The 15,511-nt window shown below is 62.6% G+C and carries 14 protein-coding genes; 6 read left to right on the top strand and 8 right to left on the bottom strand.

Features of this window, described 5'->3' with window-relative positions; genetic code table 11:
- Positions 1-1,602, top strand: a complete 1,602-nt coding sequence (locus tag ABVN20_RS16600; RefSeq protein WP_368556789.1) for an MFS transporter — start codon at positions 1-3, stop codon at positions 1,600-1,602.
- A gap of 136 nt (positions 1,603-1,738) precedes the next feature.
- Here ABVN20_RS16600 and ABVN20_RS16595 read toward each other — a convergent pair whose 3' ends face one another.
- Together ABVN20_RS16595 and ycaC are read right to left on the bottom strand one after the other, a co-directional pair.
- Positions 1,739-3,580 (bottom strand): amidohydrolase, encoded by a 1,842-nt coding sequence (locus tag ABVN20_RS16595; protein ID WP_368557718.1) that lies wholly within the window; start codon positions 3,578-3,580, stop codon positions 1,739-1,741.
- A 320-nt stretch (positions 3,581-3,900) separates the two neighbouring features.
- Complete coding sequence (gene ycaC / locus ABVN20_RS16590) at positions 3,901-4,530, bottom strand: isochorismate family cysteine hydrolase YcaC (protein ID WP_368556788.1); 630 nt, start codon at positions 4,528-4,530, stop codon at positions 3,901-3,903.
- Positions 4,531-4,845: 315 nt separating this feature from the next.
- On the opposite strand from ycaC, the gene ureE reads away from it, so the two are divergent.
- The 5 genes from ureE (at position 4,846) to ABVN20_RS16565 (ending at position 8,565) form a co-directional block, all read left to right on the top strand.
- Complete coding sequence (gene ureE / locus ABVN20_RS16585; protein WP_368556787.1) at positions 4,846-5,346, top strand: urease accessory protein UreE; 501 nt, start codon at positions 4,846-4,848, stop codon at positions 5,344-5,346.
- The gene (locus ABVN20_RS16580; protein ID WP_368556786.1) at positions 5,343-6,017 is read left to right on the top strand and encodes an urease accessory protein UreF; all 675 of its coding nucleotides are present in this window, start codon (positions 5,343-5,345) and stop codon (positions 6,015-6,017) included. The genes ureE and ABVN20_RS16580 overlap by 4 nt, the downstream gene beginning before the upstream one ends.
- Positions 6,018-6,041: 24 nt before the next feature.
- On the top strand, positions 6,042-6,656 hold the full coding sequence (gene ureG, locus ABVN20_RS16575; protein ID WP_368556785.1) for an urease accessory protein UreG: 615 nt from the start codon (positions 6,042-6,044) through the stop codon (positions 6,654-6,656).
- A 29-nt stretch (positions 6,657-6,685) separates the two neighbouring features.
- Positions 6,686-7,258 (top strand): HupE/UreJ family protein, encoded by a 573-nt coding sequence (locus ABVN20_RS16570; RefSeq protein ID WP_368556784.1) that lies wholly within the window; start codon positions 6,686-6,688, stop codon positions 7,256-7,258.
- A 173-nt stretch (positions 7,259-7,431) separates the two neighbouring features.
- A complete protein-coding gene (locus ABVN20_RS16565) occupies positions 7,432-8,565 on the top strand; it encodes an AGE family epimerase/isomerase (protein ID WP_368556783.1) in 1,134 nt (377 codons plus the stop codon).
- A 100-nt stretch (positions 8,566-8,665) separates the two neighbouring features.
- Here ABVN20_RS16565 and ABVN20_RS16560 read toward each other — a convergent pair whose 3' ends face one another.
- The 6 genes from ABVN20_RS16560 to ABVN20_RS16535 all read right to left on the bottom strand — a co-directional run bounded on the left by ABVN20_RS16560 (position 8,666) and on the right by ABVN20_RS16535 (position 15,373).
- Entirely contained in the window at positions 8,666-9,436 is a 771-nt protein-coding gene (locus ABVN20_RS16560; RefSeq protein WP_368556782.1) for an SDR family oxidoreductase, read from the bottom strand.
- Positions 9,437-10,293: 857 nt separating this feature from the next.
- Entirely contained in the window at positions 10,294-11,010 is a 717-nt protein-coding gene (locus ABVN20_RS16555; protein WP_368556781.1) for an ABC transporter ATP-binding protein, read from the bottom strand.
- Positions 11,007-11,879 carry an ATP-binding cassette domain-containing protein gene (locus ABVN20_RS16550; protein ID WP_368556780.1) on the bottom strand — a complete coding sequence of 291 codons (873 nt, stop codon included), beginning with the start codon at positions 11,877-11,879 and terminating at the stop codon, positions 11,007-11,009. The genes ABVN20_RS16555 and ABVN20_RS16550 overlap by 4 nt, the downstream gene beginning before the upstream one ends.
- Positions 11,876-13,159: a high-affinity branched-chain amino acid ABC transporter permease LivM gene (livM, locus tag ABVN20_RS16545; protein WP_368556779.1), complete on the bottom strand. Its 1,284-nt coding sequence runs from the start codon at positions 13,157-13,159 to the stop codon at positions 11,876-11,878. The genes ABVN20_RS16550 and livM overlap by 4 nt, the downstream gene beginning before the upstream one ends.
- Positions 13,160-13,162: 3 nt before the next feature.
- Complete coding sequence (locus ABVN20_RS16540) at positions 13,163-14,077, bottom strand: branched-chain amino acid ABC transporter permease LivH (RefSeq protein WP_368556778.1); 915 nt, start codon at positions 14,075-14,077, stop codon at positions 13,163-13,165.
- Positions 14,078-14,239: 162 nt separating this feature from the next.
- Positions 14,240-15,373, bottom strand: a complete 1,134-nt coding sequence (locus ABVN20_RS16535) for an ABC transporter substrate-binding protein (protein ID WP_368556777.1) — start codon at positions 15,371-15,373, stop codon at positions 14,240-14,242.
- Positions 15,374-15,511: the final 138 nt, after the last annotated feature.

Genomic DNA, 15,511 nt, shown 5'->3' with positions numbered 1-15,511 from the left:
ATGAGCAACGCAACCTCAGGCGCCTGGAGCCCCCTGCGCAATAGCACCTTCCGCATGCTGTGGATTGCCACCATCGCCTCCAACATCGGCACCTGGATGCACGAAGTCGGGGCCGGCTGGTTGATGACCACGCTGTCGGCCAGCCCGCTGCATGTGGCGCTGATCCAGGTGGCCGGTTCGCTGCCGATGTTTTTCCTGGCGCTGCCCGCCGGTGCAGCCGCGGACATCGTCGACAAGCGCCGCTATTTGTTGCTGGTGCAGTTATGGATGTCGGCGGTGGCGGCGGCCCTGGCCTTGCTGACCCTGTTCGGCCTGATGAACGTGACCTTGCTGCTGGTGCTGACCCTGGCACTGGGCATCGGCACCGCGCTGATGATGCCGGCCTGGAGCGCGCTGACTCCGGAGCTGGTGGGCAAGGATGAACTGTCCAATGCGGTGGCGATTTCCAGCGTCGGCATCAACGTATCGCGCGCGGTGGGGCCGGCCCTGGCCGGGGTGCTGGTGAGCCTGGTCGGGCCCTGGCTGACCTTCGCCCTCAATGCCGTGTCGTTCGCCGGAGTGATCCTGGTGTTGCTGCTGTGGAAACGTCAGGTGCAGGAGCCGCTGTTGCCCGCCGAGCGTTTTGTCGGCGCGATCCGCACCGGCCTGCGTTTCGCCCGCAGCTCCAGACCCTTGCAGGCGGTGCTGATCCGCGCCCTGGCCTTCTTCTTCTGCGCCAGCGCCGGCATGTCGCTGTTGCCGCTGATCGTGCGCGGCGAGATGCACGGCAGCGCCGCCGACTTCGGTATGTTGCTGGCCGCGATCGGCATCGGTGCGGTAGGTGGCGCGACCCTGCTGCCGCGCCTGCGCGACAAGATCAGCCGTGATCGCCTGGTCGCCGCAGCCAGCCTTCTGTACGCAGCGTTCCTGCTGGCCCTCGCGCTGACGCGCAACTTCTACGCGCTGTTGCCGGCAATGCTGCTCAGCGGTGCGGCATGGATTGCCGTGCTGTCCAACCTGCAAGTGGCGGCGCAGACGTCGGTGCCGGCCTGGGTGCGGGCACGGGCGCTGTCGGTGTACATCCTGGTGTTTTTCGGCGCTATGGCGGCGGGCAGCCTGCTGTGGGGCAGCATCGCCAGCCATGCCTCGATCACCCTGAGCCTGCTGCTGGCCGCCGGCGGCCTGACCCTGGGCACGCTGCTGACGCTCAAGGTGACCTTGCCGAGCACCGAAGTCGAAGAACTGGCGCCGTCACTGCACTGGCCGACGCCGCTGCTCAGCGATGACCTGGACCGCGACAGCGGGCCGGTGATGGTGACGGTCGAGTACCACGTCGAACCGGCGAAGGTCGAAGCGTTCCAACATGCCGCACGGGATCTGGAAGCCATGCGCAAGCGCAATGGCGCGCTGTCGTGGGGCTTGATGCGCGACAGTGCCGACGCCGATCTGTGGGTGGAGTTCTTCTTCGAGGAATCGTGGCTGGAGCATCTGCGCCATCACGGCCGGGTGACCCGTGGCGAGCTGAAGATCGAAGCGCGGGTGCGGCAGTTGCAGACCGATGGGGTGCCGATTCGGATTCGGCATTTGTTGGCTGGGGCGGTGGTTAAGACCCGCTCTCTCTAGCGGCTTCAATGGCCTCATCGCGAGCAAGCTCGCTCCTACAGGGATCACCTTGTACCTGTAGGAGCGAGCTTGCTCGCGATGAGGCCCTATCAAACAGCACAAAAAAAGGGAGCCATAACGGCTCCCCCCCTTCACATCAGAACGCAAAACACGAACAACCCAACGCCCCCCAGAACCCCTGGTAGTCATTGACCGGCACGCTCGAATGCCGCGCCCGCTCGTGGCTGTGGGCATGCACTCCGCAAGGTCCGACACACTGGTGGGCCACTGCCGCCAATGAGGGTGCACCGGCGCGCCAGTGCCCCGGCACCTTGGCCACCGGCGACCACTCGGGCAACACCGGCACCTGCGCCGGGCCGAACTTGTCGAACTCCGCCGCGCCGTACACCACCTTGCCATCGACGATGGTCAGCACCGATTCGATGCCCTTGATCGCCTCTTCATCGACACTGAAGAAGTCCAGCGACAACGCCGCCAGGTCCGCCAGTTGGCCGACCTTGATCTGGCCCTTCTTGCCCTGCTCGCTGGAGAACCAGGCGCTGCCGTGGGTGAACAGTTGCAGCGCGGTTTCGCGGCTCAGGCCTTCCGGGTACAGCGCCATGCCCCCGACGGTCTTGCCGCTGACCAGCCAGTACAGCGACGTCCACGGGTTGTAGCTGGAGACCCGCGTGGCGTCGGTGCCGGCACCCACCGGGATGCCTTCGGCGAGCATGCGCTGGATCGGCGGGGTTTTCTCCGCAGCCTTGGCGCCGTAACGGTCGACGAAGTACTCGCCCTGAAACGCCATGCGGTCCTGGATGGCGATACCACCGCCCAGTGCACGTACCCGCTCGATGTTTTTCGCGCTGATGGTTTCGGCGTGATCGAAGAACCACGGCAGGCCGTTGAACGGGATGTCGCGGTTGACCCTCTCGAACACGTCGAGCATGCGGCTGATGGATTCGTCGTAGGTGGCGTGCAGACGGAAGGGCCAGCGTTGTTCCACCAGGTGACGCACCACCGGCTCCAGTTCCTGCTCCATGGTCTGCGGCAGGTCGGGGCGCGGCTCGAGGAAGTCCTCGAAGTCGGCGGCAGAGAACACCAGCATTTCCCCGGCGCCGTTGTGACGCAGGAAATCGCTGCCATCGCCGGGCTTGACCTTCGACGTCCAGTTCTTGAAGTCAGCCAGTTCTTCCTTGGGTTTCTGGGTGAACAGGTTGTAGGCAATGCGCACGGTCAACTGGTCCTTGTCGGCCAGTTCCTGGATGACCTGATAGTCGTCCGGGTAGTTCTGATAACCGCCGCCGGCATCAATGGCACTGGTCAGGCCCAGGCGGTTGAGTTCGCGCATGAACTGGCGGGTCGAGTTGACCTGGTACTCCAACGGCAGCTTCGGTCCCTTGGCCAGCGTGGCGTAGAGAATCATGGCGTTGGGCCGCGCGATCAGCAGGCCGGTAGGCTCGCCGAACTTGTTGCGCTGGATCTCGCCACCCGGCGGGTTGGGCGTGTCCTTGGTGTAGCCCACCGCCTTGAGCGCCGCACGGTTGAGCAGTGCACGGTCGTACAGGTGCAGCAGGAACACCGGGGTATCGGGCGCGGCCTGGTTGATTTCCTCCAGGGTCGGCATGCGTTTTTCGGCGAACTGGAATTCGTTCCAGCCACCGACCACGCGCACCCATTGCGGCGACGGCGTACGCGCGGCCTGGTCCCTGAGCAGGCGCAGGGCGTCGGCCACCGAAGGCACGCCTTCCCAGCGCAGTTCCAGGTTGTAATTGAGGCCACCGCGGATCAGGTGCAGGTGCGAGTCGTTGAGGCCCGGTATGACCGTGCGGCCCTTGAGGTCGATGATCTTGGTGGCCGAGGTCTTGAGGGCCATGGCTTCAGCGTCGCTGCCGACGGCGATGAAGCGACCGTCCTTGATTGCCACGGCGGTAGCCAAGGGCTTCTCGCGATCGACCGTGTGCAATTTGCCGTTGAACAGAATGAGGTCGGCGGTCATGGCGCCTCCCTGGCTCGACGCGTAGGCGGCACCTGTGGCGCCAGCGAATGGCAGGGCGGACCAGAGCGCGCCGGCAGCACCGAGGATGGTGCTGTTGGCGAGGAACTGGCGACGGCTCTTGTCGTTGGAGTCTTGAGTCATGGTGTTCTCCATCTGGATGCGGCAGCGGTGGGCACGACTGCGTAGCATGCCGGGGATTGCCCGGCAGGAATTGGATGGATGTGCGGTGATGGGTTGTTGACCCCATCGCGAGCAGGCTCGCTCCCACACAGGACCAATGTGGGAGCGAGCCTGCTCGCGATGAGGCCAGTGCAGTCAGCTTACTTGGCCGTGTTGAAAGCGTTGTAGCTGGTCATCAGGTTGCGGTAGTCCGGGATGTGGTTGGAGCACAGCGCGGCCAGGCCTTCGATGTCGTTGCGCCAGTCGCGGTGCAGCTCGCAGGCCACGCCGAACCAGGTCATCAGTTGCGCACCAGCCTGGCTCATGCGGTCATGGGCGGCGTCGCGGGTCATCTGGTTGAAGGTGCCGGAAGCGTCGGTCACCACGAACACATCGAATTCTTCTTCCAGGGCGGCCAGGGCCGGGAACGCCACGCACACCTCGGTCACGACACCGGCGATGATCAGTTGCTTCTTGCCAGTGGCCTTCACCGCCTTGACGAAGTCTTCGTTGTCCCAGGCGTTGATCTGGCCAGGGCGGGCGATGTACGGGGCATCCGGGAACAGCGCTTTCAGTTCTGGTACCAGCGGGCCGTTGGGGCCTTGTTCGAAGCTGGTGGTGAGGATGGTTGGCAGGTTGAAGAACTTGGCCAGGTCAGCCAGGGCCAGCACGTTGTTCTTGAACGCATCCGGTTCGATGTCGCGAACCAGGGACAGGAGGCCTGCCTGGTGGTCAACCAGCAGTACGGCAGCGTCGTCTTTGTTCAGGCGGTTGTATTTGTAGTTGGTCATGGCTGTAGCTCCTAAGGGGTTTTGATTTTCAGTAGTTGGTGTATGTTTCGCGTTGATGGGAGAAGATTAAAACCAAGACCTTTTGAGCGGTAGACGGCAAAAATTAGCCTTAGCGTTCTATTTTGTGAACGATGAATGGCATGCCCTGTTTACGCCACAAATCGGTGCCTCACTCGGACAGCGCGCCCCACTTCGAGGCAAAAGCCGCGCGAACGGAAAACATTCCTACATCTACTGCGGGCATTTCCTACGCCAAACCCGATTGGCAAGCCCCTTGCTCTAGCCTTGGCACTGCCCACTGCCGGATACCTGCCAATGTTGGTGATTCATCGCCGAATCGACCCCCGCCCTGCCTGGGCCGCCGAACTGCACCTGACCTTCGAAGCACGCAGCAAAAGCCGCCTGCGCTGTTTCAGTGCCACGGGTGAAGACGTCGGCTTGTTCCTGGAACGCGGCCAGGCGCCGCTGTATGACGGCGAATGCCTGGAAGCCGAAGACGGACGCATCGTTCGCGTCTGCGCCCGCGCCGAACAACTGCTGCACGTGACCTGCGCCAATGCCTTCGAGCTGACCCGCGCGGCCTATCACCTGGGCAACCGCCACGTCGCCCTGCAAGTGGGTGATGGCTGGTTGCGCCTGCTCGACGATTACGTGCTCAAGGCCATGCTTGAACAGCTGGGCGCCCACGTCGAAGCCATCGAGGCACCGTTCCAGCCCGAGCACGGCGCCTATGGTGGCGGTCACCATCATTCGCGGCATGGCGACGAGGACTTCAACTACGCGCCGAAACTGCATCAGTTCGGCGTGCGCACATGAACCCGGCCTGGGCGCTGCTGCGCCTGGCCAGTCCGCAATTGCCGATTGGCGGCTACAGCTATTCCCAGGGCCTGGAAATGGCTGTGGATAACGGCCGGGTACACGACACCGCCAGCGCCCGACGCTGGATCGGCGACCAACTGCTGCTCAACCTGGCGCGCTTCGAAGCACCGCTGCTGCTCGCCCATTGCGTGGCGGCAGGCGCAGGCGACTGGGCCGGCTTGCAGCAGCACTGCGACGAGCACCGCGCCAGCCGCGAAACCCGCGAACTGCATCAGGAAAGCCGGCAGATGGGTTACTCGTTGCAGCAGTTGCTCAACGGCCTGCCGGAACTCGATGCGCCGGCCCGCACCTTTCTCGACCGCCAGGACGAACCACACCTGGCCCTGGGTTGGGCACTGGCGGCGCGGGCCTGGCACATCAGCGCACAGGACGCCCTGGCCGCGTGGCTGTGGAGCTGGCTGGAAAACCAGTTGGCGGTGCTGATGAAAACCCTGCCGCTGGGCCAGCAAGCTGCGCAGCGCCTGACCAGCGAACTGCTGCCCCTGCTGCAACAGGCCCAGCAGGAGGCCAGCCGTATCAACCCCGAACACCTGGGCAGCGCCGCGTTTGGCCTGTCCCTGACGTGTATGGCCCATGAGCGCCAGTACAGCCGCCTGTTCCGTTCCTAAGGCCGATCATTTTTGGAGAATCAGATGAACACACAACCTCTGCGCGTCGGCATCGGCGGCCCGGTCGGTTCCGGCAAAACCGCACTGACCCTGGCCCTGTGCCTGGCGCTGCGCGATCGCTACAACCTGGCGGTCGTCACCAACGACATCTATACCCGCGAAGACGCCGACTTCCTGGTGCGCAACCAGGCGCTGGCGCCGGAACGCATCATCGGCGTGGAAACCGGCGGCTGCCCGCACACGGCGATCCGCGAGGATGCCTCGATCAACCTCGAAGCCGTCGATCAGTTGAACCGGCGTTTTCCGGGGCTGGACCTGATCCTGGTGGAGTCCGGCGGCGACAACCTGTCCGCCACCTTCAGCCCGGAACTGTCGGACCTGACGATCTACGTGATCGACGTCTCGGCCGGCGACAAGCTGCCGCGCAAGGGTGGGCCGGGGATCTGCAAGTCCGATCTGCTGGTGATCAACAAGGTCGACCTCGCGCCGCTGGTGGGCGCTTCGCTGGAGATGATGGCCAGCGACACCCAGCGCATGCGCAACGGCAAGCCGTTTGTGTTCAGCAACCAGAAAACCGGGATGGGCCTGGCCGACATCATTGCCTTCATCGAATGCCAGGGTCTGCTGACCGCGGCCTGATCACCTCATTTCAACAAGGAAGCTCCCAGATGACACTCCAACGTATTTTCGGCGCCCTGGCGCTGCTGCTGACCCCGGCCATCGCCCTCGCCCACCCTGGCCACGGCGATAACGGCCTGATCGCCGGAATCAGCCACCCAATCGGCGGCCTCGACCACTTGCTGGCCATGTTCGCCGTCGGGCTGTGGGCCGCGCAGCAGCAAGGCGCTGCGCGCTGGGCGCTGCCGTGCACCTTTGTCGGCACGATGCTGCTGGGCGGCTTGCTGGGGTTTGCCGGGCTGCAACTGCCGGCACTGGAAAGCGGAATCGCCGCCTCGGTGCTGGCACTGGGTCTGGCCGTGGCGCTGGCGGTGCGTCCGCCGTTGAGCCTGGCGGTGGCGGCGACGGCGTTGTTTGCGCTGTTCCACGGCGTGGCCCATGGCCTGGAACTGCCGGACATGTCGAGCCCGTGGGCGTATGCGGCCGGGTTCGTGGTAGCCACGGCGGCGCTGCATGGCGCCGGGTATGCGCTGGTGCGGGTGTTGCCGCAGGCGGCGGCGCCGTTGGTGCGGGTGGCGGGGGTGGTTTCGGCGGTGACTGGGGGATGGTTGCTGGCGGGGTGATTTTGTATTGCCCTTAGGGGCCTCATCGCGGGCAAGCCCGCTCCCACATTGGAACTGTGTTCACCGGACAAATGTAGGAGCGGGCTTGCCCGCGATGAGGCCCGAACAGACACCACAACTCTCAGGCCTGCTAACATATCGCGCAATCACCCTGCCGCGACGACACCAGCCCAATGCCGCCTGTTTCCCGCTCCGCTTCCCAGCCTGAACTGACCGCTCTGTTTGCCACGGTGCAAGCGCATTTTCGGGACGTGATCGTGCCGCTCTGGCAGGGTCCCGGCTGGAATGCCGAGATGGCGCTGCCCTATGAGGCGCTGGACGCCGAGCATCAGCCACTGCCGCCGCAACGCTACCGGGCCATGGCCTGCGCGCGGCAGTTGTATGTGTTTTCCAGCCTGATCGGTGAGGTGCCGGGCGCCCAGGCACGCGCCGCGGCGTTGTTCCGCTCGCTGCAGCAACACTTCCACGACGCCGAGCACGGCGGCTGGTTCTACAGCATCGACCCGCAGGGCGCGCCGCTGGATCAACGCAAGGACCTCTACACCCACGCCTTCATCGTGTTTGCCTGCGCCCATTACTGGGGCAAGGTGCGCGAACCGCTGGTGGAGTCGGTGCTCAATGCCGCGCTGCAAGTGGTCGCCGAACGCTTCGCCACCGGCGACGGCCTGTATGAGGCCAGCCTGGATCGCGACTGGTCGTCACTGGACAGCGGGCCGCTGCAAAACCCGCTGATGCACCTGGCCGAAGCCTTCCTCGCCACCCTGTCGGTGCGTGAAGATGCCACCGTGCAGGCCGCGCTCGTGGAGTTATGCACAGCCATGCAGGCACGCTTTATCGAATCCGAACACGGCGTGCTGATGGAGAAACCGTTGGGTGCTGTGGATAACTGGTTCGAACCGGGGCATCAGTTCGAGTGGTTTTTCCTGCTGGAATCTTCACCCTTGCTGCGCGGCTCGGCACTGCACGCCTCACTGACGCGTGCGTTCAAGTACACCGAGCGCCTGGGTGTCGATCAGAAGACCGGGGCGGTCAAGGCCACTCTGGTGCTGGAACACGATGGCGAGCCTCGCGATGCCACCCAACGCATCTGGGCCCAGGCGGAATACCTGCGCGCCCTGACCCTGCGGCCGGACAGCGACGCCCATGTATTGCGTCAGTTGCAGACCCTGCAACGGCGCTTCCTGCATGCCGGTGGATGGCACGAATGCCGCGCGGTGAACGGTGAAGTCAGCCGTCGCGACATGCCGTCGACCACGCCTTATCACCTGGCGACCTGTTATCGCGGGTTGGTCGAGTATCTGCAGTAACCGTTAGATAGTCATCGCGAGCAGGCTCGCTCCCACATTGGCCCGGTGTACGCCGATCAATTGTGGGAGCGAGCCTGCTCGCGATGGCCACGATGCGGTCTTAAGCCTTGCCGCCCGAACGATCAATCGCAAACCCCGCCCAGCTCTGACTCACCGGCATCAACTCCAGAGTGTTGATGTTGATGTGCGCCGGGGCATTGAGCACCCAGAAGATCGTCTCGGCGATGTCCTGCGGCTGGATCGGCTCGGCGCCGGCGTAGGTGGCGTTGTAGCGCTCCTGATCCCCGCCGAAACGCACCAGCGAGAACTCGCTCTCGCACAGGCCCGGTTCGATGTTGCTGACGCGCACGCCGGTGCCTTGCAGGTCGCAGCGCAGGCTCAGCGAAAACTGCCCGACGAACGCCTTGGTGCCGCCATACACGTGGCTGCCTGGGTACGGATAGTTGCCCGCGACCGAGCCCAGGTTGACGATACCGGCACCACGGCCGTGGGCGATCAGGCGCGGCAACAGCAGGCGAGTGGCGTACATCAGGCCCTTGATGTTGGTGTCGACCATGGTGTCCCAGTCATCCAGGTCGCACTTCTGCGCCGGGTCCGCCCCCAGAGCCAGGCCGGCGTTGTTGATCAGCCCGCGCAGCTTGGCGAAGGACGGCGGCAGGTTGGCGATCGCCTCTTCCATAGCCTTGCGATCACGCACATCGAGCACCAGACCATGCACTTCGGTCTGCTTCGACAATTCGGCGCACAGGGCATTCAGACGCTCTTCACGACGACCTGTCAGCACCAGTTTCCAGCCAGCCTCGGCGAAACGACGGGCACAGGCTTCACCAAAGCCGGAAGTCGCGCCAGTAATAAACAGGGTGTTGGACATCGTGTTCTCCTTGCTTGGGCCGCTGCGCAGCCTTTGAAATGAAAATTCAGCTGGCAGCATGCCCGCCTTGACACGCACCGGCAACCGACACGGCTGTACAAAAAACAATCAAAGCGCTGCACGCCTGATAAATCGTGGCCCGCAGCCATATACCCGCACGTTATCCACAAGCCGCTCCACAGTTTCCGGGGGCAAGTGAATACGCTGCAAGCCGCTGTGCATAAGGCTTTGCGGCCCCATTGCAAAGTTTTTTGCTTGACCCTGGAACGCCCGTTGTGCAGCCCATGGCATATTGCACGATGGGAGCGATCCTACAGAGATGGCGCCAAGCCAGTAACCACGGCCCTCAGCTGAGTCTTTCCAGAGTTTAATCACAGAGTTATCCACAGGCTTTGCCCAGCGGTTTGATACGGCGGCGGTGAACAATAAAAAGGTTGACATTACCGGTCGCAGGCCTGCCAAAAACGCCTGATCAAAAAACGATCACCACGCTGCAAGCCACGAATTCAAAGGCTTTCAGCCGGCTACTCCCATGTTATTCACAGCCAGTTCCACAGCAAACGGGGACAAGTCAAAAGCGTGGCGAAACAACTGTTTACAGCGGCTTTATGTCGCGCTTTCAAGGCTTTTGGAATTTGTTTTCCACAATTGGCCATTTGCTCCAACCCCCGCCCCTGTAGGAGCGAGCTTGCTCGCGATGGAAGCCCAGACACCGCTGGGGGTCAGACATTCCTGCGTTATCGTTAACGACCATCGCGACGGTTCGACGCCTCGACAAGCTCGCTCCTACAGGGGTGGGATAGTCATGAAAAAGCCCCGCCGCTTTGCGCGCCGGGGCTTGGGTGTTGCAGCGGGGCTCAATGCCCGCCGAGGTAGGCGTTGCGCACGTCCTCGTCGACCAGCAGCTCCTTGCCGGTGCCGCTCATGCGGATTTCGCCGTTGACCATCACATAGGCCCGGTCCGACAGGCGCAACGCATGGTTGGCGTTCTGCTCGACCAGGAAGATGGTCATGCCGGTCTTGGCCAGTTCGCGCAGGGTGGCGAAGATCTGTTTCACCACGATGGGCGCCAGGCCCAGGCTCGGCTCATCGAGCAACAGCAGTTTCGGCCGGCTCATCAACGCACGGGCGATGGCGAGCATCTGCTGCTCGCCACCGGACATGGTCATTGCCCGCTGAGTGCGCCGCTCTTCCAGACGCGGAAACAGCTCGAACATGCGCTGCATGTCTTCCTTGGCGTATTTGTCACCAATCGGAATGGTGCCCATCAGCAGGTTTTCTTCGACGGTCATGTCGGGGAACACCCGCCGGCCTTCCGGCGATTGCGCGATGCCGTTGGAAGCGATGTAGTGCGATGACTTGTGGGTGATGTCCACGCCCTGGTAGAGGATCTGCCCGCCCGCCGCGCGCGGCTGGCCGAAGATCGACATCAGCAGGGTCGACTTGCCCGCGCCGTTGGAGCCGATCAGGCTCACGGTTTCCCCTTCGTTGATGTGCAGCGAGACTTTCTTCAGGGCCTGGATCGGCCCGTAGAATACGTCCAGCTCCTTGAGTTCGAGGATGGGTTTACTCATACCACTTCCTCTTCGTCAGCGCCCAGGTAGGCGGCAATCACTTTCGGGTTGTTGCGGATATCGTCGGGGCCGCCCTCGGCGATGACGACGCCGTGGTCCAGCACCACGATGTGGTCGGAAATGCTCATAACCATGCCCATGTCGTGTTCGATCAGCACCACGGTCAGATCGTGCTCGTCGCGCAGCAGCCGGATCATCGCGCTCAGCGCTTCGGTTTCCTGAGGGTTGAGGCCGGCGGCCGGTTCGTCGAGGCAGATGATCTGCGGCCGGGTGCACATGGCCCGGGCGATTTCCAGGCGGCGTTGCTGGCCGTAGGACAGTTCACCGGCCAGACGGTTGGCGCAGTCCACCAGGTCCACCACTTCCAGCCAGTAGAAGGCGTGGTCCAGCGCATCGCTTTCGGCCTTGCGGTAGCCCTTGGTGTTGAGGATGCCCGCAAGCAGGTTGCGGTTGACCCACATGTGCTGAGCCACCAGCAGGTTCTCCAGCACCGACATTTCCTTGAACAGGCGAATGTTCTGGAACGTACGCGCCAGGCCCGCACGGTTGACCAGGTGGGTGCCGCCGAACATTTTGTAGTACATGCGGCTGGCGAAGGACTTCGGCGAAACGAAGTCAGTCGGCTTGAACGACTCGCCCAGCAGCTGGATGACGTTGGTGCGCTCACCGCGCACATTGAGTTCGATCTTGCCGCCGGAGGCCTTGTAGAAGCCGGTCAGGCAGTTGAACACGGTGGTCTTGCCGGCGCCGTTGGGGCCGATCAGGGCGAAGATCGAGTTGCGGTGCACATTCAGGCTGACGTCGTTCAACGCCTTGATGCCGCCGAAGTGCATCATCAGTTTCTCGACCGAGAGGACGACTTCGCTCATGGCGCTACTCCTTTACGCGGTGTCACACCGGTACGGCTGATCCGAATCAGGCCGCGCGGTCGCCAGATCATCATCACCACCATCAGGATGCCGAACAGCAGGACGCGGTATTCGGCGAACCCACGCAGCAGTTCCGGGGCCACGGTCAGCACGAAGGCCGCGATGACTACGCCGATGGTCGAACCCATGCCGCCCAGTACCACGATGGCGAGGATCAGCGCCGATTCGAAGAAGGTGAACGAGGTCGGGTTGACGAAGCCCTGGTAAGTGGCAAAGAACACCCCGGCCAGGCCCGCGGTCGATGCACCGATGGTGAACGCCGAGAGTTTGACCAGCACGTGGTTCAGGCCCATGGAGCGGCAGGCGATTTCATCTTCGCGCAGCGCTTCCCAGGCACGACCGACCGGCATCTTGACCAGACGGTGCTTGATGTACAGCACGGCCAGCACGACCAGGAACAGCACGGCGTAGATGAAGTAGTACTTCACGTCCGGGTTGTAGGCGATGCCGAAGAACTCATGGAACGGCACCCCGCCGTCCTTGGCCCGCTTGCCGAACTCCAGGCCGAAGAAGGTCGGCAGTGGCGCCGGCATGCCGTTGGGGCCACCGGTCAGCGACAGCCAGTTGTTGAGCACCAGGCGGATGATTTCACCAAAGCCCAGGGTCACGATCGCCAGGTAGTCGCCGTGCAGGCGCAGCACCGGGAAACCGAGGATGCAACCGGCCAGGCCTGCGGTGATCGCCGCCAGCGGCAGCACCGTCCAGAACCCCAGCCCCAGGTATTGATAACCCAGCGCCAGACCATAGGCACCGATGGCGTAGAACGCCACGTAACCGAGGTCGAGCAGGCCGGCCAGGCCGACCACGATGTTCAGGCCCAGGCCCAGCAACACGTAGATCAGGCCGAGGATGACCACGCCAAGCAGGTAGGAGTTGGAGAAAAACGGCAGCACCACGGCGATGACGATCATCAGCGGGATGATCCAGCGCAGGCGTGATTTGTAGTCAGGCGGCAGTACGTGAACCCCGGAGCCGGAGCTCTCGAAGCTGTCGAGGATTTTCAGGCCCCGGGACGTTTGCAGGAAAGTGCTCAGGGCAAAGCGCCCAGCCATGACGACGGCGATGATCCAGGCTACCCGTGTGGCTTCCAGGTTGAAACCGTAGCCATCGAGCACGACGCCGACAATTGGCCCGAATACGATCAGGGCAATGAGGCCGGAAAGAATCGCATCAACCAGACTTTTCTTGAGATCAATGGTTTTTTTAGTGGTTGAAGACATGACTTACACCTTCGACACAAGAGGACGGCCAAGCAGGCCTTGAGGCCGAAAGACCAGAACGAGAACCAGCAGCGAGAAGCTGAAGACGTCTTTGTAGTCCGAGTTGACCAGACCCGAGAACAGCGACTCGGAAATCCCGAGGATGATCCCGCCGAGCATGGCGCCGGGCAGAGAGCCGATCCCGCCGAGCACCGCCGCGGTGAACGCCTTGATGCCGATGATGAAACCCGCGTAGAAGTCGAAGGTGCCGTAGTTCATGGTGATCAGCACGCCAGCCAGGGCTGCCATCGCTGCACCGATGATGAATACGTAGGAAATCACCCGGTCGGTGTTGATCCCCAGGATCGAGGCCATCTTGCGGTCTTGCTGGGTGGCGCGGCACATGCGGCCGAGCTTGGTGTACTTGATGATGTAGGTCAGCGCCGCCATCCCGACGAATGCCGCAACCAGGATGAACACCTTGGTGTAGGTCAGTTGCACGAAACCCGAGCCGACCTCGACACGCCAGGCACCGGTCAGCAAGGTAGGCACACCTTGTTGCTTGGCTCCTTGGGAAATCTGTGCGTAGTTTTGCAGGATCAGTGAAATCCCGATGGCGCTGATCAGCGGTGCCAGCCGGGTGGAGTTGCGCAGGGGTTTGTAGGCGATGCGTTCGATGACCCAGCCATATACCCCGGTGACGACAATGGTGAACACCAGTGTGCCGAGCATCAGCAGAGGGAAGGATTCAATACCGAAGTAAGCCAGCAATGCCAGACTGATTGCCGCGAGGTAAGCGGAAATCATGTAAACCTCGCCGTGGGCGAAGTTGATCATGCCAATGATGCCATAGACCATTGTGTAGCCAATGGCGATCAGGCCATAGACCGACCCGAGGGTCAGGCCGTTGACCAGTTGCTGCAGGAAAATACCATCCATAACGCAATCTCACGCATTTGAGAGACTGCACAGAAGCCGCCTGCGACGGACCGGGGTTCAGCCGCCGGCGCAGTGCGGTTGTGTGCAGCTCTACGAGAAAAGTCAGGTACTGCACGGACATGTTCGAGGATTGCCCGGCGCACGAGGCGCCGGGCAGTTATGTCACTTCTGTTTTTCCAGTTGGTGGTATTTGCCGTCCTTGTCCCACTGGTAAACCACGTAGTCGGAGACTTTCAGGTCGCCCTTGCTGTCCCAGGCCTTTTCGCCCATGACGGTCTTGACCGGGTTTTTCTTCAGCCAGGCAGCGGCTTCCTCGCCCTTGTTGGACTTGGCGCCGTTGAAGGCTGCAGCCAGGGTCTGTACCGAGGCGTAGGCGTACAGGGTGTAGCCTTCAGGCTCGGTACCGGCCTTGCGGAAGGCGTCTACCACGGCCTTGCTGTCTGGCAGCAGACGTGGGTCGGCACCGAAGGTCATCAGTACGCCGTCGACGAATTGCGGACCGCCGGCAGTGGTGACCAGTTCGTCGGTCACGATGCCGTCATCGGACATGAACTTGACGTCCTTGAGGCCCTGTTCACGCAATTGACGCACCAGTGGACCGGCTTCCGGGTGCAGGCCACCGAAGTAGACGACGTCTGCGCCGGCGCCACGGATTTTGGTCACGATGGTGCTGAAGTCTTTCTCGCCGCGGGTCAGGCCTTCGTACAGCACGGGCTTGACGCCGCGTTTTTCCAGCTGTGCCTTGGTGGCATCCGCCAGGCCCTGGCCGTAGGTGTCCTTGTCGTGCAGCACGACGACTTTCTTGCCCTTGAGCACGTCGACGATGTAGTCGCCGGCGACGATGCCTTGCTGGTCGTCACGCCCGCACATACGGAACATGGCGCTCAGGCCGCGCTCGGTCACCTGTGGGTTGGTGGAACCCGGGGTGATAGCGATGATGCCCGCTTCGTCGTAGATCTCGGAGGCCGGGATGGTCGACGAGGAGCAGAAGTGGCCCACCACGCCCGCCACTTTCTGGTTGGTCAGGTCCTTGGCGACCGTCACAGCCTGTTTCGGTTCGCAGGCGTCATCGCCCTTGACCAGTACGATTTTTTCCCCGTTCACGCCGCCTGCAGCGTTGACCGCATCGGCCGCCGCTTGTGCACCCTTCATGTACTGTTCGCCAAATGCCGCGTTGGCGCCCGTCATTGGACCCGCTACGCCGATCTTGATGTCGGCCTGAGCAAACGCAGAAACGCCCAACGCAGTAGCCACTGCGAGGGCCAGAAAGCCTTTCTTGTAAAACGTCTGGGACATGAGGTGGTGCTCCAAGGTTTTTTTTGATTTGGCACTGCGACTTCACTGAATGCTCAGAGCAAGGGCCGTGCCATCGGTTTTTTATTCTGAAAAAAGTCGCTGCTTTATTGTTTTTTCGACTGTTTCGGTCCCATTTTC

Origin of the sequence: Pseudomonas sp. MYb118 (assembly GCF_040947875.1) — a bacterium.
Taxonomy (GTDB): Bacteria; Pseudomonadota; Gammaproteobacteria; order Pseudomonadales; family Pseudomonadaceae; genus Aquipseudomonas.
This window is presented reverse-complemented; position numbering and strand designations above follow the sequence as displayed.

Bases quoted from the DNA above. Each gene is read 5' to 3' on its own strand.
- ABVN20_RS16555 (WP_368556781.1), bottom strand. From the start codon at position 11,010: ATGAGTAAACCCATCCTCGAACTCAAGGAGCTGGACGTATTCTACGGG.
- ycaC (WP_368556788.1), bottom strand. From the start codon at position 4,530: ATGACCAACTACAAATACAACCGCCTGAACAAAGACGACGCTGCCGTA.
- ABVN20_RS16560 (WP_368556782.1), bottom strand. From the start codon at position 9,436: ATGTCCAACACCCTGTTTATTACTGGCGCGACTTCCGGCTTTGGTGAA.
- ABVN20_RS16550 (WP_368556780.1), bottom strand. From the start codon at position 11,879: ATGAGCGAAGTCGTCCTCTCGGTCGAGAAACTGATGATGCACTTCGGC.
- ABVN20_RS16565 (WP_368556783.1), top strand. From the start codon at position 7,432: ATGCCGCCTGTTTCCCGCTCCGCTTCCCAGCCTGAACTGACCGCTCTG.
- ABVN20_RS16570 (WP_368556784.1), top strand. From the start codon at position 6,686: ATGACACTCCAACGTATTTTCGGCGCCCTGGCGCTGCTGCTGACCCCG.
- ABVN20_RS16580 (WP_368556786.1), top strand. From the start codon at position 5,343: ATGAACCCGGCCTGGGCGCTGCTGCGCCTGGCCAGTCCGCAATTGCCG.
- ABVN20_RS16535 (WP_368556777.1), bottom strand. From the start codon at position 15,373: ATGTCCCAGACGTTTTACAAGAAAGGCTTTCTGGCCCTCGCAGTGGCT.
- livM (WP_368556779.1), bottom strand. From the start codon at position 13,159: ATGTCTTCAACCACTAAAAAAACCATTGATCTCAAGAAAAGTCTGGTT.
- ureE (WP_368556787.1), top strand. From the start codon at position 4,846: ATGTTGGTGATTCATCGCCGAATCGACCCCCGCCCTGCCTGGGCCGCC.
- ABVN20_RS16540 (WP_368556778.1), bottom strand. From the start codon at position 14,077: ATGGATGGTATTTTCCTGCAGCAACTGGTCAACGGCCTGACCCTCGGG.
- ureG (WP_368556785.1), top strand. From the start codon at position 6,042: ATGAACACACAACCTCTGCGCGTCGGCATCGGCGGCCCGGTCGGTTCC.
- ABVN20_RS16595 (WP_368557718.1), bottom strand. From the start codon at position 3,580: ATGACCGCCGACCTCATTCTGTTCAACGGCAAATTGCACACGGTCGAT.
- ABVN20_RS16600 (WP_368556789.1), top strand. From the start codon at position 1: ATGAGCAACGCAACCTCAGGCGCCTGGAGCCCCCTGCGCAATAGCACC.